Origin of the sequence: Xanthomonas sp. DAR 35659, assembly GCF_041242975.1 — a bacterium.
Classification (GTDB): domain Bacteria; phylum Pseudomonadota; class Gammaproteobacteria; order Xanthomonadales; family Xanthomonadaceae; genus Xanthomonas_A; species Xanthomonas_A medicagonis.
Genome location: NZ_CP162488.1, coordinates 835,700 through 856,655, shown reverse-complemented (window position 1 = coordinate 856,655; position 20,956 = coordinate 835,700). Strand labels below are relative to the sequence as shown.

At 69.6% G+C, this 20,956-nt stretch carries 9 protein-coding genes and 1 pseudogene; 4 read left to right on the top strand and 6 right to left on the bottom strand.

The genetic code is table 11. The features are described 5' to 3' along the window. Positions 1-145: 145 nt before the first annotated feature. The 3 genes and pseudogenes from AB3X07_RS03710 to AB3X07_RS03700 all read left to right on the top strand — a co-directional run bounded on the left by AB3X07_RS03710 (position 146) and on the right by AB3X07_RS03700 (position 2,250). The gene (locus tag AB3X07_RS03710) at positions 146-658 is read left to right on the top strand and encodes a ferritin-like domain-containing protein (protein ID WP_369942861.1); all 513 of its coding nucleotides are present in this window, start codon (positions 146-148) and stop codon (positions 656-658) included. A 49-nt stretch (positions 659-707) separates the two neighbouring features. After that, a complete protein-coding gene (locus AB3X07_RS03705) occupies positions 708-1,217 on the top strand; it encodes a ferritin-like domain-containing protein (RefSeq protein WP_369942859.1) in 510 nt (169 codons plus the stop codon). A gap of 123 nt (positions 1,218-1,340) precedes the next feature. Further along, positions 1,341-2,250, top strand: a pseudogene (locus AB3X07_RS03700) (manganese catalase family protein). 94 nt (positions 2,251-2,344) lie between these two features. Here the strand turns inward: AB3X07_RS03700 and AB3X07_RS03695 are convergent. Continuing rightward, positions 2,345-2,986 carry a DUF6766 family protein gene (locus AB3X07_RS03695; protein ID WP_369942858.1) on the bottom strand — a complete coding sequence of 214 codons (642 nt, stop codon included), beginning with the start codon at positions 2,984-2,986 and terminating at the stop codon, positions 2,345-2,347. A 232-nt stretch (positions 2,987-3,218) separates the two neighbouring features. On the opposite strand from AB3X07_RS03695, the gene AB3X07_RS03690 reads away from it, so the two are divergent. Further along, positions 3,219-3,944 (top strand): SOS response-associated peptidase, encoded by a 726-nt coding sequence (locus AB3X07_RS03690; protein ID WP_369942856.1) that lies wholly within the window; start codon positions 3,219-3,221, stop codon positions 3,942-3,944. Positions 3,945-4,476: 532 nt separating this feature from the next. Here AB3X07_RS03690 and AB3X07_RS03685 read toward each other — a convergent pair. The 5 genes from AB3X07_RS03685 to AB3X07_RS03665 form a co-directional block, all read right to left on the bottom strand. Then, positions 4,477-6,741, bottom strand: coding sequence for a methyl-accepting chemotaxis protein (locus AB3X07_RS03685; protein WP_369944641.1), 2,265 nt, complete (start codon positions 6,739-6,741; stop codon positions 4,477-4,479). A gap of 177 nt (positions 6,742-6,918) precedes the next feature. Continuing rightward, on the bottom strand, positions 6,919-7,716 hold the full coding sequence (locus AB3X07_RS03680; protein ID WP_369942854.1) for a lipo-like protein: 798 nt from the start codon (positions 7,714-7,716) through the stop codon (positions 6,919-6,921). Between the two features lie 681 nt (positions 7,717-8,397). Next, positions 8,398-9,420, bottom strand: coding sequence for an OmpA family protein (locus AB3X07_RS03675; protein WP_369942852.1), 1,023 nt, complete (start codon positions 9,418-9,420; stop codon positions 8,398-8,400). Between the two features lie 8 nt (positions 9,421-9,428). Beyond that, positions 9,429-12,797: a hypothetical protein gene (locus AB3X07_RS03670; RefSeq protein WP_369942850.1), complete on the bottom strand. Its 3,369-nt coding sequence runs from the start codon at positions 12,795-12,797 to the stop codon at positions 9,429-9,431. After that, positions 12,794-20,551: an SdrD B-like domain-containing protein gene (locus AB3X07_RS03665; protein WP_369942848.1), complete on the bottom strand. Its 7,758-nt coding sequence runs from the start codon at positions 20,549-20,551 to the stop codon at positions 12,794-12,796. Before AB3X07_RS03665 ends, AB3X07_RS03670 begins: the two co-directional genes overlap by 4 nt. Positions 20,552-20,956 lie beyond the last annotated feature (405 nt).

Below are 20,956 nucleotides of genomic sequence, written 5' to 3'. Positions count from 1 at the left end.
CCTCGCAAAGCGTTCACCGTTCATTGCATCGGCACTAACGCGGCGACGTCTAGCGTGGCTTCCACAGGGGAAAAAGACACCGAACGCGCAGCGCACGATCGGCACGCGCTGAAGCTGGAGCCACATCATTTCTGGAGGAATATTCATGACCCGAAGCACCACCGAACGCCTGCTGAAATGGCTGCAGGACGCCTATGCGATGGAGCAGGAAGCCAACACCATGCTGACTGCCACCGCCGGGCGCCTGGAGCACTATCCGGAACTCAAGGCGCGCATTGAGCAGCACATCAACGAAACCCGCGACCAGTCCGAGCAGGTGAAGCGCTGCATCGAACTGCTCGACGGCTCGGTGCCGTCGATCAAGGGCGCGGTCGCCAGCGTCATGGCCACCGTGCATGCCGCCGGCAATTCGATGATGAGCGACGAGGTGGCCAAGAGCCTGGGCGTCAGCTATGCCTTCGAGCACATGGAGATCGCCAGCTACCGCGCGCTGGTCATCGCCGCGAAGGAAGCGGGGCAGACCGAGATCGCCGACATCTGCGCCGCCATTCTCGACCAGGAAATCGCCATGGCCGAATGGCTGATCGAACACCAAGAGGCGATCATCCTCGCGTTCCTGAAGCGCGAGCGGACCGAAGGCCAGACGGCCAAGAAGTGATCCGCGCACCTCACGCACCAACTACCACCCATCACGGAGACGCATCGACATGGCCATCAAGACCATCGACGAACTGTTCCTGCACGAACTGTCCGACATCTACAGCGCGGAGAAGCAGCTCACCAAGGCGCTGCCGAAACTCGCCCGCGCCGCGACCAATCCCGCGCTGCGCGCCGCCTTCGAGGCGCACCTGGAGGAAACCCAGGGCCAGGTCGAGCGCATCGACCAGATCGTGGAGATCCTCGACCTGCGCCTTAAGCGCATCAAATGCGCGGCGATGGAGGGCCTGGTCGAGGAAGGCAAGGAAGTGATCGACTCGATCGAGGCCGGCCCGGTGCGCGATGCGGCGCTGATCGGCGGCGCGCAGAAGGTCGAGCACTACGAGATCGCCTCCTACGGCACGCTGGCGGCGATGGCCAAGCAACTTGGCAAGACCGACGCGCTGAAGCTGCTGCTGGAAACGTTGGAGGAAGAGAAGTCCACCGACGAGAAGCTGACCCTGCTCGCCGAGCAAGGCGGCAACCAGGACGCCGCGCAGAAGCGCAAAGCCGCGGCCTGACCGCGGTACCGCGGCGCCGATCCTCGGCGCCGCGTTTCATCCCAGACGCCCCACGGGCCACGACGGTGTGGTCGACCCACGCCGTCGTGGCTTTGCCGTGGCCGGCATTCCAGGAGATTCCCCATGTTCATGCACAACAAGCGGTTGATGTACACGGTCCGTGTGGCCCAACCCGATCCGGCGCTGGCGGCGCTGATGCTGGAACAGTTCGGCGGGCCGCAAGGCGAACTGGCCGCGGCCATGCGCTACTTCACCCAGGCCATCGGCGAGGTCGACGGCGGCCGCAAGGACCTGCTCTACGACATCGCCACCGAGGAACTGAGCCACCTGGAGATCATCGGCTCGATCATCGCCATGCTCAACCAGGGGCCGAAGGCCGTGCTGTCCGAAGGCATGGCCGATGCGGAGCAAATGCGCAATCTGACCCTGAACAACAACACCAGCCAGACCCAGCAGATCCTGTACGGCGGCGGGCCGGCGCTGGTCAACTCCAGCGGCGTGCCATGGACCGCGGCCTACGTGGACTCGATCGGCGAGCCGACCGCCGACCTGCGCTCCAACATCGCCGCCGAGGCGCGCGCGAAGATCGTCTACGAGCGCCTGATCAACGTCACCGACGACCCGGGCATCGTGGATGCGCTGAAGTTCCTGATGACCCGCGAGGTGGCGCACCAGAAGTCGTTCGAGAAGGCGCTGTACGCGATCGAGCCGAACTTCCCGCCTGGCAAGTTGCCGGGCGACCCAGCGTTCACCGACAAGTTCTACGACATGTCGCAGGGCGAAGGCGACATCAACGGTCCTTGGAACAGCGGCAGCCAGTGGGAAAAGGTGTCCGACCGCAATCGTCAGGCCGCGGTGGACGGCGGCAGCGGCGTGCCGAGCGTGGGCCCTCAGCCCGGCCGAGGAAAGCGCGCTGCAGGCCTTGGCGGCACGCACGATGTCGCAGCCGGACAGCGACCCGACCACCGGCGCCGATCTTGGCGCGGGTCCGGGCGCCGGCTCCACCAAGGGCAATGTCTCGCTGGAACCGTAACCGCGGGAACGGTAGCGGCACCGCTGTGCCGCTACCGCCAAATGGACGCGACGCGGATCGATGAGGCGAATGCGTTGCCTGGCTACCAGCCCTGTCAGCTACCGGTCTGTGTATGCGGCGCGGACACCGGCTTGGATTGCGGGGAGTCCTTCTGCCGCAGCCAGATGGTGAGTACCACCAACGACAGCACCGCCAGGAATTCGCTCTGCCAGTTCTGCATCGACTCGAACCAGAACTCCGCGCCGCCCAGGTGCTGCAGGAACGAGATGGGCGGCTGGTGCTGCAGTGCGCGTTCGGCGACTTCATGACGCCAGCTTCCCAGCGCGTGCAGCACGAAGCTGGTGGCGAACAACACCCCGAACGCCAATGCCAGCGAGTGCTCGTACATCTTCAGCCAGAGACCACCGGCGCGCACCGGCCAGGGCGTGGTGCCCGGCGCGATGGTCTCGTCCTCCGTCTCCGGCGGCAACGGCCGCGACTCCGCCGATCCCCACTGGCGCAGCTTCACAGTGAGCAGCACGTACATGCCCATCTGCAGGAATTCGCTTTCCCAGTTCTCGAACAACGCGCCGATGAAATGGCCGCTGTGCAGGTAATCCCACAGCAGCAGCGGCGCCTGCCCGTGCTGGCGCAGTTCGTCGTTATAGGCATGCTGGCCGCTGAGCGCCTGGCCGCCGATGAACAGGAGGGTCAGGCCCAACAACACCAGCGACAGACCATTGCGCTTGAAGAACATGCCTCGGCATCTCCTGGCGGTGCCGCACCCGTGGCGGCGATGGGCGATGCACACTTTGCACATCGACGCGGGAAAAGCGGATGAAGAAGCGGCACGTCGTAGCGCTACGCGCACGACCCCACGCGCTCGCATCACGCCGGCTCGGTCCGGGTTCGAAGCGCGCGCTAGGCGTTCTTCACCTGCGCTTGTCCGCCTCCGACTAAGGTTCGGGTATGCGCAACGCGAGCCACCGATGAGACGCTTCGTCCAGGCCTTCGGCGTGGAGGACGACCTGCCCGCGCGGCTGGATCCGCCGCTGCGCCACGCGCTCGCGGCGTACCCGGATCACTACAACCTCGGCCAGGGCGACGTCGCCTCGGTGCTGGTATGCGAGGACGGCAGCGCCCAGGTACAGCGCATGCTGTGGGGCATCGTGCCGCGTTGGTCGAAGACTCCGGAGACGCCCTACACCACCGTCACCGCGCGGCTGGAGCGCGCCGCGCGCAGCCGCATCTTCGCCGGGCCTTGGGAGCGCCAGCACTGCGTGATTCCGCTGTCCGGCTATTACAAGTGGGACCGCAGCCGCAAGCCGGCGCAGCCCTACTACATCCATCATGCCGAGGGGCAGGTCCTGCTGGCGGCGGGCCTGTGGGAACGCTGGGAGCGCGGCGAACCGGCGCTGCTCAGCTTCAGTGTGCTGACCCACGCCAATCCGGCGATCCCGGCGCCGCTGACCGCGGACGGGCCGATCTTCCTGGAAGGCGACCGCTGGCGCAGTTGGCTGCGCGGCCCGCGATTGTTTCCCGCGGCGTTTCTGGCGCGGGCGCCGCAGCCGGAGCTGCTGGCGTATCCGGTGTCCTCGGCCTACCGGCATCGCGAGCGCAACGACTACACCTTGCTGGAGCCGGTGGACGCCGATGCGGTTGGGGCGGGCGATGCGATGGAGGCGGACGAGGAAGAGGACGAAGAGGAGGCGTGAGGGTTGTCGGTGGGGTGCGTTCGAGACGCGGCGCGTTTTCCTCGCCTTGAGGGCAACCTAGCGAGGTCGAGCGCGCGGCATTGATCCAGGTGCGCGTGTTGTGGATGGACTGATGAACATTCAGCGATGCGCTTTCAGCCGATGCAACGCACGGGTGGCGCTTTGCCTGCGATGGGGTTCATGGAAGGCGTCGCGGCTGAAGCCGCTCCTACAGAGGCGGTGCGCGGCCGGGGTTTGCACGAGAGCGTGATCGCTCTGCCGTGTGGTGGGCGCGTTGCCGCAATGGTGTCGCGGCCGTGGCAAGTCCTCGCCGCCGGACTAGGGCCGCGCCCGTGTGCGTTTGGATTCACGATGATGCGTGCTTACCCCAGCGCCATCATCGCCGCGCTTCATGGGATCCTCCGCCAAGACTGTGCCGGCCCCGACAACCGCGGTCGCGCAGGACGTCGCACTGCAGAAACGACGATGCCGATGCATACACGCATCGGCATCGTCGTAACGACCGCGTTCGCCGCCGCGGCGACAGGGCAGATCAGAACTCTTCCCACTCCGAGCTTTCCGCGAGCGCGCCGCTGGCCTTGCCGCGTGTGGGCGGGCGCGCGGCCGGCGCGTGCTTGACCGGCGCACGCACCGCGGCGAGCGGACGCACCGGCGCCCTGGCCTGCGCGGGCGCGGCGGGCGCGGATGCGCGCGGCGCCAGCGGTTGCGCGGCGCCGGCGAGGCGGAACACCGCCACCGCACGGGTCAGCTCCGAGGCCTGGTCCTCCAGGCTCTTCGCCGCCGCGGTGGCTTCCTCCACCAGCGCCGCGTTCTGCTGGGTGGTCTCGTCCAACTGCATCACCGTCTTGCTGACCTGCTCGATGCCCGAACTCTGCTCGGCGCTGGCCGCGGAGATCTCGGCCATGATGTCGGTGACGCGCTTCACCGACGCGACCACCTCGGCCATGGTGCTGCCGGCGCGGCCGACCAGGGTCGAGCCCTGCTCCACTTCCTGCACCGAGTCGGAGATCAGGGTCTTGATCTCCTTGGCCGCCTCCGCCGAGCGCTGCGCCAGCGAGCGCACTTCCGAGGCGACCACGGCGAAACCACGGCCCTGCTCGCCGGCGCGCGCCGCTTCCACCGCGGCGTTGAGCGCCAGGATGTTGGTCTGGAAGGCGATGCCGTCGATGACGCCGATGATGTCGGCGATGCGCGCGGAGGCGGCGCTGATCGAGGCCATCGTGGTGACCACGTCCTCGACCACCCGACCGCCGCTCTCGGCCACTTCGCCGGCGCCCAGCACCAGTTGATTGGCCTGACGCGCGCTGTCGGCGTTCTGCTTGACCGTGGAGGTCAGCTCTTCCATCGAGGCCGCGGTCTCTTCCAGGCTCGCCGCCTGCTGCTCGGTGCGCACCGACAGGTCGCTGTTGCCGCTGGCGATCTCGCCGGCGGCGGTGTTGATCGATTCGGCCGAGCGCTGGATGCCCTGCACGATCGCGGTGAGCTGTTCGGCGGTGCGGTTGGCGGCGTCGGCGAGTTGGCCGAACGCGCCTTCGTAGCGCACGTCCACGCGCTGCGACAGGTCGCCATCGGCGATCGCGCCCATGATCCGGCCGACGTCGGCCAGGCCGTTCTCGGCCTGCAGCATCAGCCGGTTCAGCGCTTCCACCATTTCCTTGAACGCGAACTGGTAGCGCGCCTCGTCGCCGCGCGCGGAGAAATCGCCGCGCGCCGCGGCGTCCGCCAGGCGCGCGATGTCGCCGTTGATCGCCGACAGATTGGTCTTCACCGCGTCCAGCGCCTCGTGCAGCGCCGCGCGCTGGCCGGGCAGGCGGCGCATGTCGCGGCGCAGGTCGCCGCGGCCGTACTCGCCCATGATCTCCATGGCTTCGATGATCGCGTCCAAGTGCTCGAACAGCGCGGTGTTCATGCCACGCGCCAGGGTGCCGTAGTCGCCGGGGAAGTCCTCCGGCATGCGGTGGCGGATGTTCTCGCCCTGCTGCAGCTGCACCAGGGTCTGCATCTCGCCGTTGAAGCGCTGCAACTGGGTCTGCATCTGCTGCATGCTGGTCATCAGCTGCCCGGTCTCGTCGCGCGACTCCACGGTGATGGCGTTGTCGAAGCGGCCGGAGGCGATGGCCTCGGCGGTGCGGGTGGCCGCACGCAGCGGAGTGACGATGGCGCTGGCGATCAGCCAGCACAGCCCGACCACCAACGCGACCAGCGCCGCGCCGATGACGGTGAGGATCTTGGTGAAGCCCAGCGCCTCGACCTGGATGTCCTCGGCATACACGCCCATCACCAGCACCCAGTTCCATTGCGGGTAGAGCTTGGCGTAGCTGATCTTCGGCAACTGCTCCTTCTTGCCCGGCTTGGGCGCGGAGTAGTAGCTGAAGCCGTCGCCGCTCTTCACCGCGGCTTGGATATCGCGATACACGTACTCGCCGGCATCGCTCTTGTAGTCGGACATGTCGGTGCCGACCTTGCGCTTGGGATGCATCACGATGCGCATCTGCGGGTCGAGCATGAAGAAGTAGTCGACGCCGCCGTTGGTCTTCATGTCGGCCAGCGCCGACTTGGCCGCTTCCTGGGCCTGCGCCTCGGTGAGCTCGCCGCGCTTGGCCTTGGCGGCATAGTGCTCGATGACGCTCATGCCCATGTCGATCTGGGTCTTCACGGTCTGCTTGCGCGCATCCACCAGGTCCAGGTACTGCAGGCGCGCGGCGGCGACCGCGAGCAGGATCACGCCCAGCGCCAGCAAGGTGCACAGCACGACGAACTTGCGCGCCATCGGCAGGTTGGCGACGCGGCGTCGCAGGAAATGGAGGGGATTCATGGCGATCCTCGGAACAGAATATGTGCGGGGGTATCGGCCGCGGGGCATTCCTACTTGACGCCCGCATGACGGGAAAGCTGAAGCGTTGTGATTGATTGCCCTGTTTCACGCGCTCGCCGTGGTCGCACGGCGGCATGCGCCGGGCCGAGCCGGTCTGCGCTACAGCGCGTGCTGTACCGCGCCGCGAGGGTGCAGCACCGCGTCGCCACGGGCGTCCTCGTGCCACACCAGCCGATGGAAGTCGAAGCCGGCCTGCAGCCGCGGCTTGACCACGTTGAAGTAGGGCGAGACGTCGAAATCGCGCGGCAGGTACAGGCTGTGATGGCGGTTGTGCAGGATCTCTTCGTCCTGTGCGCCGGAAGGCGGGACGTGCCCGATCTCCGGCAGGATCGGATAGCGGATGGCGCCGAACGCCTGCGCCAGCAGGGTCGAGCAGATCGCCTTGGTCGGTTCGCCGCTGCCCAGTTCCAGAAAGCGCCGCTTCACCGACGACGGCAGCGGCGGGGTGCGGATCAGGTAGCGCGCCAGGTCGAAGATGTTCTTGAGGTCGTAGCTGTTGCCGACGCGGCTGACCATGTAGTCGGCCACCGCCTCGATCTCGTCGGCGCCCAGCCCGACCGGGCGGCAGATGCGCGTGTGCAGGCCGGCGAACTCGCGCAGGCCGACCAGGCGCACGCCGACGTTGATGTCCACGTCGCAGAAGGTCGGCGCGTCCTCGTCGCTTGCCGGCCCCAGGTGGTCGCCGATGTACAGCGCGGCGTGCGACCAGGTGGACTGGCTCAGGTACTTGATCGCGGTCGAGAAGCGGCTGTTGCCCTCCACCAGCAGCACGTCGCCCTTGCGCAGCGCCGCCTGCAGCAGCGCCGGCGGGCTGGTGGGCAGCGGCGAGTGGTGGCGCCGCGGCTTGGACAGGAACTTGGCCAGGTGGCGACCCAGCAGGCGTGGCAAGGACAACATGCGCGTGACCTCGTGGACGGCCCGGTCCGGGCGGCGGAACGACTTCGCTCTTCCACGATGGCGGCGCTGCGGGGGAATTCTTGAGCGGCGCTGCCCTTCTCCCTGGGAGAAGGTGCCGCGCAGGGGTGGGTGAGGGTACGGGCGTAGCCTCGTGTACCCCAAACTCCGCGAGTCGCTTTCGCGCCGGACCCTCACCCCAACCCCTCTCCCGATGGGAGAGGGGCTCGGCTGTTCCTTCTCCCGTCGGGACCATGGCCCCCTTTTCGGGGGAAGGTGCCCCGCAGGGGCGGATGAGGGTACGGGCGAAGCCTCGTGCAACCAACTCCGCGAGTCGCTTCGCGCCGGACCCTCACCCCAGCCCCTCTCCCGGCGGGAGAGGGGCTCGGCTGTTCCTTCTCCCCTCGGGAGAAGGTGCCCAAAGGGCGGATGAGGGTGCGGGCGCAGCCTCGTGCACCCCAAACTCCGCGAGCCGCTTTCGCGCCGGACCCTCACCCCAACCCCTCTCCCGGTGGGAGAGGGGGCTCGGCTGTTCCTTCTCCCCTCGGGAGAAGGTGCCCGAAGGGCGGATGGGGGTACGGGCGAAGCCTCGTGCACCCCAAACTCCGCGAGACGCTTTCGCGTCGGACCCTCACCCCAACCCCTCTCCGATGGGAGAGGGGCTTTTGTCCGCGCGTGGCCGCGTCAGTCGCCGCGGGCGACGACCAGGCGCACTTCGACGCGGCGGTTCGGCAGCAGGCATTCCAGCAACGCCGCGCGCGGGGTCACGCCGGCGCACTGCTGCACCTGCTGGCTGTCGCCACGGTATTCGTAACGGATGCGCTCGGCCGGCACGCCGCGCCCGATCAGCAGTTCGCGCACGGTGCGCGCGCGGCGCTCGGACAAGCCCTGGTTGTAGTCGTGGCCGCGGCCATCCATGCGGTCGGCATGGCCGACCAGCTCCACCTGCTGCAGGGTCAGCTTCTCTTCGGCGATGCGTGCCAGCGCGCGATCCAGGCTTTCCAGCGAGTAGGTACGGATGTCCTTGTAACCGTCGCGGTCGAACTCGAACAGCACGTTGGTCACCAGCGGGATCGGCGCGGCCGTGGGCGTCTCCGGCGTCCGCGGCCCGTCGCATTGCCGCGCCAGCGCCTCGGCGTCGTTGACCATGTCCTCGGCGATCTGGATGTAGGGCTTGGCATGCCGCCATTGCTGCTGGTTGAACTCGTTGCCGGCATGCACCAGTTCGACTTCGCCGCAGGCCGCCGCCTGCTGCGCGCAACTGAAACCCGCATGGCCGTGCAGCGCGCGCAGGCGCTGCCACAGGTCGTCGCGCAGGTACTTGGCGTCGTTGACCAACGGCGTCTCGGTCGGGATCGTCGTGGCGCCCTGCTCCATCAGCTGCACCAGTTTCTCCGACTCGCTCAGCGCGCCCTGCGGGAACGCGCTGCGGTCGTTGCGGGTGTATTCGTGGAAGGACACGTCGAGCCAGCATTGCGCCTTGGACAAGGCGTAGTCGCGCACCGGGCGGCCGCCGTCGTTGAGCGCCTGGATGCGGTCCTGCACGGACTGGTAGCCCTGCAGGTCGGCAGCGATGGCTTCGTCGCTGATGCGTTGCTGCTGCGGCAGCAGCCGGGTCTGCGCGGTGCCCGCGGCACAGCCGCCGAGCAGCAAGGCGGCGGCGACGGTACGGGACAGGATGGAGCGGAAGCGGGTGGTGGTCTTCATGGGATTCCTCAGCGCGCCGGGTCGCGGTAACGGACCGGATCCCGGCGGAACAGGTCTTCGTCGAATTTGAAGCGCAGGCGCACGAACGCGCCCTGCTGGGTGTACTCGTAGCCGGTCAGGTCGCGGTCGCCGGCGAAGCCGGACCAGTTGTAGCCGGCCGACAGCCACAGGTTCTGCCGCAGCAGCCGCCCCACTTCCAGGCCGTAGGCGTACTGGTTGGCGCCGAGCTGGCCGCGGAACGCGGAGCCGAGCACGCCGATGTCCCAGTGCTCGGTGATGTCGTAGACCACGCGCGCGGACACCAGCACCGCATGGAAGCGGCTGTCCACGCGGCCGCCGTCGGCGTAAGCGAAGCGGTCCTGCTGCCACTTGCCGGCCACGCGCCCGGTCAGCCACCACGGCCGCGACGGATGCCAGTCGGCATGGGTGGAGACGATGTGCGCGCGGCTGCTGATGTCCTGGCTGGTGCCATCCACCACCTGCCCGTCGAGCAGGGTCAGCCCGCTCTCGTCGCGCTCCAGCTTGTACTCGTAGCGGGCCAGCGCGTTGATCCGGTTGGTGTCGGTATCGCGGTAGGCCACGCCGAGCTGGAAGCGGTTCTGCAGCACGTCGCCGCGCGCGGCGTAGTCGGTCTGCAGCAGGTAGTTGCGGCCGAGCAGGGTCCAGTCGCGGCTGAGCTTGCGCGCCAGCATGAACTGCACCAGGGTGGTGTTGAACGCCTCGTCGGTCTCGGTCTCGCGCACGTCGCCGCTGATGCGGTGCTCCACCCGCACCGAACCGCGCCACAGCGGGTTGGCGCTGTAGTCCAGCGCCAGCGCCAGGCCGGTGGCGTCGCCGGTGTTGCCGTCGTACACCTTGACGTGTTCGGCCGAGCTGCTCAGGCGCAGGCCTTCGCGCAGGTCCCAGGTGTTGCGGATGCCGGAGGCGGCCTGCACGTCGCGGCCGCTGATCGCATCGCGCAGGCGGTACTCGGAGAACGCCTGGGTATCGCGCACGTAGCTGGTGTCGATGCCGAACACCAGCGCATCGGCCTCGCGGTCGGTGGTGGTGATGCCGTAGGCGCTGGTCAGGCCGGTCTGCTTCTCGTAGCGGCCGTACAGGCGGGTGCGTTCCAGCGCCTGGTAGTCGACGCCGGCGGCGACGCGGTTGCGGTCCTCGCCGGACACGCTCTGCTCGTATTCCGCGCCCAGCGACAGCTTCTCGCCGACCCGGTAGCCGGCGCCGATGCGGGCGCTGTCCGACTCCAGCCGGGTGCCGATCGGCAGGTCGCTGGCGGTGCCGGTGACGGCGCTGCTGGAGCCGATCACCGGCAGGCCGGTCAGCGGGTCCAGCGGTTGCTGGCCGTAGCCGAGCGCACCGCCACCGGCGCCGGTGGCGAAGCCGCCGGTGAGCCCGCCGGCGTTGCCATAGCCCAGGCCCGAGGACCACGGCGAATACGCGCCGACGGTCTCGCGGATCGAGCGCACGCCGAAATCCAGGGTCAGCTTCTCGGTGGCGCCGACGCGCACGCCGGCACCGCCGGCATCGCGCTTGCCGCCGTCGGGATTGCGGTCCTCGCTGCGCAGGCCTTCGACGTACAGGTCCACGCGCTCGGTCACGTGGTACTCGACCTTGGCGTTGTACTCGCCGCGCCCGCCGAACAGCGGCGAGGCGGGATTGTTGAACGCCGGATCGGTACGCGCGGCGAACAGGTTCGCGTCGAGCTTCTCGCCGTCGTGGCCGAACTCCACCCGCCAGGCATCGCCTTCGACGCGGCCGCTGAGATCCTGCAGGCCCGGGGTGGCGATCTGGTTAATGGAATTGGTGTTGATCTCGCTCTGCGTGCGCGCGAACTCCACCGCCAGCGCGGTATTCGGTCCGAAGCGGTAGCCGGCATTGACGCTGCCCATGCGGAAGGCGGCGAACGGGTTGCGGTCGTCGACCACCGACCCGCCCACTTCCAGTGCGTCGGTCAGCCGCAGCTGGCCGTCGGCGCCGTACACCCAGAAGCGCTCGGTGCCCTGGTCCAGTTCGTAGGTGATGCGCAGCGTGACCGGGTTGAGGTTGCTGTCGAACGTGGGCAGGAACTGGTTGAGCAGGATGCGCCCCGAGAACGGCTCGAAGCTGTAGTCCACCAACCGCGCCAGCGGCTGCACCGAGACGATCCGCGAGGGCTGGTTGCGGTCGCGCACGACCACTTCCACCCGCTCGCTGCCTTCCAGCACCGCGTTGTTGCGCAGTGCGTACGGGCCGCTGCCCTGGCTGGCGAATTCCTCGATCACCTGCCGCAGCGAATCCTGGATGGCGAACACGTTGCTGCGCACGCGTGCGTTTTCGTAATGCCAGCCCAGGCCGGTGGCGGTGCGGTTGTAGGTGCCGAGGCTGCGCTGCGGCACGCTGCTGCGCGCGCCCACGCCGGTCGCGGTGGCCAGCGTGTCGCCGGTCTGGAAATCGCCGTACAGCAGGTAGCTGCGGCGGTTGTCCACGCGCACGTACAGGCGCTCGGCCGAGCGCGCGTCGAAGCCGCGCAGCGAGGAGTCGCCGTACACCGGGTAGTACTCCTCCGGCTGGATATCGCGCAGCAGGCGCCCGCGCACCTCCTTGTCCGAATCGTAGGCGGCGGTGAGCAGGTACTCGCCCTTGATCCGGCCCTTGACGAAGAACGCGGTGCGCGCGGCGGCGTTGGCCTTGCCGTTGTTGAACTGCTTCTCCCAGCGGCGGATGTCGCGCTCGAACACGTCGTCGTGGTCGACCGGGGCGATCAGTCCGCTGTTGTCGCGGCGGCGGAAATTGACCACGCCCTCGATCAGGCCGGTGGCGATCATCTCGCGCATTTCCGGCACGAAGCCGATCGTGCCTTCGGCGCTGTGGCCGCCGGCGCTGACCCGCAGCACCACGTCCTGCGGCTGGTCCGGCGCGAGCAGGTCGAACTCGGCCACGCCGTCGCGCACCGGCAACTGCACGCCCGGGGTGACCTTGTCGGCATCGGCCGCGCCCGGACCCAGTTCGTCGGTGCGCGAGCCCGGCAGCAGGATGCGCCCGCCGGTGTGCTCGATGGTGGCGAACTGCTCGCCCTGCAGCGGCTGGCCGGCGGCGTCGAGCAGGCGCACGGTGACGTGCACCGGGGTCTGGCCGTCGGCCGGCGCGCCATCGCGATCGACCTCGACCAGCACCTGGTCCATGCCCGACGCGGCGAGCGCGCCCGCATGCGGCGCCAGGGTCTGCGCGGCGGCATCGGTGCTGGTCGGCGTGCGCGGATACAAGCTGCCGGCCTCGCCCAGCACCGGGGTGAAACGGCTGCTGCCGACGGATTGCTGGGCCAGCGCCGGCAACGCGGCCAGGGCGCAGGCGAGCAGGGTCAGCCGCGGCAGGCGGCGCGTCGTGACGGGCCGGCTCATGGCTGCACCTCCGCGGGAACGGTGACATCGGGCGGTGGCGTGCCGCGCGGTTTGACGATCGGCGACTGCGCGGCCGAATCGGTGGCCTGCTGCGGCGCGCGCAGCGGCTTGCTGCTGAAGCGCAGCGGCGCCTGGCCGGTCTCGGTTTCCGGCGCGCGTACCTCGCCCTGCGTGCGCCGCGCCTTGACCTGTTCGAGCACCGGATTGGAGCAACTGCCCTCGACGAAGTCGGCGCGATGCAACTCGCCGTTCTTGAGGTCGATGAACAGGCTGTCGGCATCGCCGAGATTGCGGTTGCTGCTGGTGGTCAGGCGCGCGCCGACCGGCAGCGTGGACGCATCCACCTTCAGCGTGTGGCTCTTCGGCGGCAGGCCGCAGTAGCTGTACTTGCCCTCCGAATCGCTGATCATCCAGGTGCCGTCCTCGAAGTACAGGCGCACGCCGGGGATGCCGAGTTCCTCGCGGTCCTGCACGTGGTTGACGTTGCAATCCACGAATACCTTGCCGAGCACGCAGCCTTCCTCGGCGAACACGCCACCGGTGACGCGCACGCGGTACTGCGCCTGGTTCGACGGCAACGCGCCGGGACGCGGTTGCAGCGCGACCGGGTCGATGCAGCCGCCGGCGATGGAGCAGCCGTAGGCCTGGGCGCGGTTGATGCCGTCGCCCTGCTGCGCACCGACGCCGACGCGCACGCGGTAGCTCAGCGCGATCTGCTGGCCGACCTGGATCGGACCGGCGCTGAAGCCCAGCGTCGGGCCGGGCTGGCCCAGCGGCTCGGCCACGGCCGCGCCGTTGGCGCGCGCGGTGCCGGCGATGTAGGTGAAGCCGCGCGGCAGGCGATCGACCACATTGACCATCTGCAGCGGACTGCCGGCGGTCTGGCGGATGGTGATGGTGTATTGCACGGTGTCGCCCACTTCGGCGGTCTGGCGATCGCCGGTCTTGGTGATGGCCAGGCCGGTGGCCACCGCGGTATCGAGCGGGATGTGGTTGTGCACGATGTTGGCGGTGCCCGAGCCGGCGAACAGGGTCAGGTAGTACTGGGTGGCCGGACCGACCGGGCCGGTCGGCGCATGCGCGCCGGGCTGCACGGTGTAGCGCGCGCCGCCGCCAGTGGCATCGCCCGTGTCGCCGGACGGCGACAGCGTCTGCGGCTCGGCCGGGATCAGCGTGGACACGAACACGTAGCCGCCCGGCGGGGTCACCATCAGCCGGAATTCGCAGCGCGCCGGCGCCGCCGGGCCGAACAGGAACTGGTAGGCGCCGTCGCTGCCGACGGTCATCGACACCGCGTTGCCGTCGATGCGGTAGCCGCCGCTGCCGGTGTTGAGCAGGCTGGTGGCCGGGTCGTAGCCGGCGCACACGCCGACCGGCGCCAGGGTCACGATCGCGCCCGGGACCGGATCGCGGGTCACCGCGTCGTAGACCACGCCCGACGGATCCACCGGCAGGCTCTGTTGCGGCAGGTTCTCGCCGGCCTTGAGCACCACTTCCAGTTGGCTGTTGCCGCCGTCGTTGACCCGGCACGAACTGGCGCCGCCGTTGGCCATGGCGGTATCGGCGGCGCACGGCGCGACCGCGGAGGCGCTCTCCGTGCTCACCGGCCAACCCCACACCGCGCCGGACACCGGATGGCGGAAACGCACCATCCACTTCTGCCCGGGAATCACGTCGCCGATGCGATAGCTGCCGTCGGCGGCGCTGGTCGTGCTGCGCACGACCTGGCCGCTGGCCGGATCGACCAGTTCCACAGTCCAGCCCTGCAGGCGCTGGTCGCCGCCATCGAGCTGGCGCTCCTGGCTGCCGCCGTCGAACCACACGGTGCCGGAGAGCGAGGCCGCCAGTTGCACCTGCGTCGGCAGGCGGCAGGCGTTCTGGGTGATCGCCGGATCGCACACCGGCAGTTGGGTCACGTCGCCCTCGAACGCGCCGCGTTCGGCCGGCGTCGGGCCGTGCACGGCATCTTCGCCGCCGCCCTGCACCAGCACCGCGTTGTTGACCGGAGCGCCGGTCGCCGCCGCGGCGCCGACCGCGACCTGCACCTGGATGCGCTCGCTGGCGGTCTGCCCGGACGCGATCACCGCGCTGGCATCGCAGCTGAAGCGATCGGCGCCGACCGCGCCGGTGCAGGTCCAGCCGCTGCCGGTGGGCAACGCCGCCAGGGTCACGCCCGGCGGCAGGCGGTCCTGCACCTGGTACACGCCGGCGGTCGGACGCGGGCCGATGTTGCGCACGCTGATGGTGTAGCGCGCGGTGTTGTTGACGGTGAACTTGACCGGGTCGGCGATCTTGCTGACGACCAGGTCCGGGGTGTTGGCGATCTCGCCGAAGTTGTTGTCGATCGACTGCGCGCCCGGGGCCAGCACCACCGCGGAAATCGCCGACGGCACGGTCTCGCGCGGGGTCGCCACGCCGCGCGTGGCGCCGCCGACGGTGCCGGCCGTGGTGAGGCCGTTGCGGGTATCGGCGGGCTGATCGGGTTCGGTCACCGTGTAGGTGCCCGGACGCAGGTTCTCGAAGCGGTAGTGGCCCTGCGCATCGGTCTGCACGCTCAGCTGCACCGCGGCGCCTAGATCGTCGGTGCCGGTCAGCACCACGCGCACGTTGGCGATGCCCGACTCGTCGCTGCCGATCACGCCGTTGTCGTCGTTGTCGTAGTACACGCGGCCGGACAGCGACGCCGCCGCCACTTCGCCGAAGTCGTAGTGCTGGCCCTGCTGGTTGGCGCCGAGCACGATGCTGGCGATCGCCGACGGCGTGGTGGTCACGCCGGTGGCGGTGCCGCCCTTGTCGCCGGGCACGGTCTTGCCGTTGAGGGTGCCGCTCGGCTGGGTCGGCTCGGTCACCGTGTAGGTGCCCGGCAGCAGGCCGAGGAAGCTGTAGTTGCCGCTGGCGTCGGTCTTGGTGGTCAGGTTGACCGCCTGGCCGTTCTGGTCGGTGCCGGTCAGCACCACGTCCACGTCGGCCAGGCCTGTCTCGGCCGGGTCGATCACGCCGTCGTTGTCGTCGTCGCGCCAGACCCGTCCCTGGATCGCGCTGCCGCTGGGGTTCTCGCCGAAGTTGAACTCGGTGCCGTCCAGGCCCGCGCCCAGCTGGATCTGCGAGAGGCGGTCGGTGCTCGCCGCGTCCGGGCCGCCGGGGGCAGCGACCGCGGTGCCGGCCACGCAGCTGCCCGGCGCGCACGCCGCGCCGCCGATCTGGCCGGGATTGATCGCGCTGGGACGGTTGCTGTACTGCCCGGCCGGCAGCGGCTCGCGCACGCTGTAGGTCAGGGTCGGGTCCAGGTCGTCGAACCGGTAAGCACCATTGCCGTCGGTGCTGGTGGTGGCCAGCACCGCGCCGGTGACGGCATCGAGCAGTTCCACGGTGGCGCCGGCGATCGCCGGGTCGCCGCCGTCGCGCACGTTGTTGAAATTGAGGTCCACGTAGACCCGGCCGGACAGGCTGGGGCGGCGCACTTCCGGGAAGTCGTAGCGCACGGCCGCATCGGTCGCGCCGACCGGGATCGTGGTGTAGCTGGAGTTGGGACTGCCGGCGGCATAGGTGCCGCCCAGCGACGGCGCGCTGGCGCCGGCGGCCGGCGGATCCACCGGGCCATTGCGGTAGCCGGTGGGCTGGGTCTGGGTCAGCGTATAGCCGCCCGCGCCGGCCGCCGACAGGTTGTCGAAGCTGTAGCTGCCGTCGGACGCGGTGGTGGTGCTGCGGTTGACCGCATTGCCGTAGGCATCGGTGCCGCTCAGCACGAGGGTGACGCCGGCGATGCCGGGTTCGCCGTTCTGGCGCACGCCGCCATTGCCGCCCGCACGGTCGCGGTCCTCGAACACGGTACCGGCCAGCGATGCCCGGGTGACCAGGATCGGCACGGTGGAGGTGTTGTTGGCAGGAACGCGATCGACCTGCTCGGTGGCGATGGTGGCGGTGTTGTTGATCGCCGACGCACCCGGGTAGTTATCCCAGCGCACCGGCACCACGATGCGCAGCTTGCCGCCGACGGTGACGTCGCCGAGGTTGCAGGTCAGCGTGGCCGAGGCCTGGCTGCAGGTGCCGGTGCCGTTGGGCACTTCGCCGCCGCCACCGCCCGGGATCGGGCCCTTCTTCTGCCAGGTCACCTGGCCGACCACCACCAATCCGGCGGGCAGGGTGTCGCTGACCACGGTGCCGGTGCCGTTGAGCGGGCTGCTGCCGCTGCGGTCGCGCGACAGGCTCGCGCCGGGCCCGTTGTTGATGCCGTCGATGACGTAGAAGAACGGCTGGCGCAGGCCCACCGAAGTGGCGTTGGCCGGCAACGTCGCGTCCGGATCGGCGTCGGGCGCGGTGGTGAGCACGTGCTTGCTCACGCCCACGTCGGCCGAGGCGCGGATCGTGGTTTCCTGGCTGGCGTCGTTGTTGGCGGTGTTGCTGTCGGTCTCGGCCGAGCTGGCCATGGCCAGGTTGCTGACCGTGTCGCCGGCCGCGCCGGGCGGGGTGTCGTAGCGATAGCGCAGGTACAGCGTGCTGGTCTGGCCGGAAGCGACCACGCCGGCGACGTTGCTGCTGAAGCCGATTCCGGGCATCACGCAGTTCAGTACCTGCGCAGCGCCCACGGTGGGATTGCTGCCGGACGTCACCGTACAGGCGGCCGGATCGAAGGTGCCGGTCGGCGTGGCCGAGGCGCCGATGAAGGTGACGGTGCGGCCGGCCGGCGGCGTGAAGGTGTCGGCCAGGCGCACGTCGGTGGCGACCGACGGGCCGTTGTTGCGGATGGTGACGCGGTAGGTGATCAGGTTCGCCGCGGCATTGGTCGCGTCGAAGCCGAGCGGGTCCACGCCGCCGGTGAAGCCGGTGTCCACCTTGTTGGTGATCAGGTCGACCTGGCCGGCCTCGAACGGCAGCTGCGCGCTCTTGCTGTCGTCGCTGGTGTCGGTGTTGAAGTCGTAGGTGTTGCCGTTGCCGTCGGTGCCCGCAGTGGCGTCGCCGACGCCGTCGCCATCGAGATCGATCACGAAGTCGGCGACGTTGTCGAACTGGCGGCCGGTGTTGCCGCTGTTGACGTTGGGCCGGATCACCACCTGCAGGGTTTCGGTCTGCTGGTTGGTCATCGAGGCCAGCGCCGGGCACTGCACGCTGACCTGCGCCGGCGAGCCGGTCGGGTTGGCGTAGGAGTTGCCGCCGGCGGTGGCGGTCACGGTGACCCCGGCGCCGGCGGTCGCGGTGCAGGTGCGGGTGCCGGCGCCGGTGCGCTGCGCGGACACCAGCACGAAGCCGGTGTCGTTGGCCGGCAGGGTGAACACGTCGCGGAAGATCACCCCGGGCACCGTCGACGGACCCTGGTTGAGGTAGGACATCACGTAGGTGGTGTTGACGCCGGCGCGGCCGGGCGTGCCCGAGGAAATGGTCTTGGCGGTGGTGGCGACGTTGGCCACGCGCGCGATGCGGATCCAGTCCGAGGCCTGGTTGTTGCTGCCGTTGAGCTCGCCCACCGACCCGGCCACGGCCGCATCGATGCCGACCCCGGCGGTGTTGCAGAACGCGCCGCTGATGGCGGTGCCGCCGCAGGTGCCGTTGGGCTGGTTGAAGCTGTCGAACAGCGCGCGCTTGACCTGGATGACGATCTGCGCGCTGGCGCCGTTGCCCAGGGCGGTGGTGCCCGAGCGGCACACCACCGAGGCGCCGTTGATGCCGCAGGTCCAGCCGGCCGGGGTGGTGATCACGCTGAGCTGGGTACGGCCGCCGACGAAGCCGGGCACGGTGTCGTTGACCACCACGCCGGTGGTGCTGTCCGGGCCGTTGTTGGTCACGGTCAGGGTGTAGGTGAGCGTGTCCTGGTTGGCCGCCAGCACGTTGTCGGCGGTGCCGGCGCCATTGGTCTGCTTGGCGATGGACAGGTCGGCGCGCTCGTCGGTGGTGCGGGTACCCGCGCCCGAGCAATCGTTGCCGGTGACCGGATCGCGGTCGATGCCGTTGCCGGTCAGCGGTTCGATCGAGCCGCCGGAGCCGCCGGTGCAGGCGTTGTTGAGCAGGTTGGCCGAGGAACTGCGCGCGCGGGTCAGCAACTGCAGGGTCGGCGCCTGCGCGCCCACCGCCAATGGCAGCGAACCGGCGCCGAGGTCGCAGGTCACGTGCTGCACGCTTCCGCCGCTGTAGGCCTGGTCCACGACGCAGGTCCACGCGCCGCTGGCGAACGGCACGCCGGGCTGCGCCACGCTGCCGTCCGGCTGCAGCAGTTCTTCGCCGCTGGCCAGCGTATCCACCGCCTGCACCTGGCCGGTGGCCGGGCGCGGACCCAGGTTGCGCACCACGATGGTGCTGGTCATGCGGCTGTCCAGATCGCTGCCGACCCCGCTCCACACCGGCACCAGCGCCGGCGTCTTGGTCTTCTGCAGCGACAGGTCGGCACCGTCGGCGAGCACGGTGAAGGTGGTGCTGCCGGTGTTGTCGGTGTTGTTCGCGTCGGGCGTATCGGAACTGGCGGTGGCGCTGTTGGTGACGTCGCCGCTGCTGTTGGTGCCGGACGCCGGCACCGTGCTGTCGATGGTGAAGTCGGCCACGGCACCGACCGCCAGGCTGCCGTTCAACGCGCAGGTGCGGGTGGCGTTGCCGTTGCTGTTGGTGCAGGTCCAGCCGGCCGGCGCGGTGCCGCCGCTGGCCAGGAAGCCGCTCGGCAGGTTGTCGACGAAACGCGGATTGACCGCCGCGCTGGGGCCCTGGTTGCGCACCTGGATGTTGAAGGTCACCGGCTGGCCGGAGATCGCCGGCGACGGGTTGACGCTCTTGCTCAGCGCCAGGTCGGCGCCGGCGTTGACTGCGGTGGTCACGCTGCCGGTGTTGTTGTCGGGCAACGGATCCGGCGTGCTGCCGGCCTCCACCCGCGCGGTGTTGACGATGTTGCCGCTGGCGGCGGTGACGCGGGCGCGGAAGGTGAAGCTGCTGCTGCCGCCGTTGGCCAGCGCGCCGGCGTGGGTGGCGGTCATGCTGCCGCTGTTGAAGGTCCAGCCGCTGCCGCTGAAGCTGTTGGCCACGTACTGCACCGCGGCCGGCAGCGTGTCGATCACGCTGAAGCCGGCCGAGGCGCTGGGGCCGGCGTTACGCACGGTGACGGTGTAGGTGACCTCGGCACCGGCGACGACCGGATTCGGCGTGGCGGTCTTCTCCACGCTCAGGTCGCCCGCCGATTCCAGCGTGGTCGCTTCCAGGCGACGGTTGTTGGCCGCGTTGCTGTCGCCGGCGAAGAACGGATCGGCGTCGGCCAGCGAGGCGATCGGCGTCGTCGCCGCCGGCAGTCCGCTTTCCACGCCGATCGCGCCGCGGATCTCGATCGTGCCCGGGGCCAGGCCGACCGTGCTCACCGGCAACTGGAAGGTTACCGGCGCGCCGTTGGAGGAGAAGGTGCCGACCAGGGTGCCGACCCGGCACTCGATGCGCTGCGCGTTGCCGGCGGCCACGCTGCAGGCGGCCGGCAGCGGCGCGCCGGCGCGGGCGCCGGCGGGCAGGTCGAAGATCACCACCGCGTCGTTGACCGTATCGGCGGCGCTGTTCTCGACGGTGACGCTGTAGACGACGTTGCCGCCGGCCGGGGTCGGATCGTAGCCGGTGTCGGACAGGTTGGTGATCTGCAGGTCCGCGGCCGCGGCCAGCGCGGGCGCGGCCAGCAGCACGGCCAGCAACAACCGCAGGCGTCGCCCAGCCAGTCCCGTGACCCGGTGGTCGCCGCAGGCGACACGCGCCCACACCCGCAACGCAGCCGCACGGCTGCCGCGCATCAGATAATCCATGTGCCTCTCTCTCCCCAAACATGCAAACCGGACCCGCGATCCGACGCCCCGGGCCTGGGCCGTGCGGGGCGTGCTGACGATCGGGATCGGAACCCACTCCGAACGCGCAGGCGGGGCCTGCCGGTGTGGTGGCGCGGATTCTGCGCAGGGGGGTGCGGGGAGTCAGTAGCAGTGGTTCGCGTTCGCTCTCACTTGCTCACGCCCGCAACGAGACGCATGGCGCAACGGCACTGGGACAGCACCCGTGGCGGGTCTGTGATGGGAGCCGAACGCAGGCGCGCGAGCGGCATGGGGTGCGATCTGTCTACCGATCGTGCAGGACCGGCCAGCGCGTGGCACGCGCTGGCGATGCGTAGCGCGGCTTGCCGGCGCAGTCGGCGCACAGGCCGCAGCGTCATGCCCGGC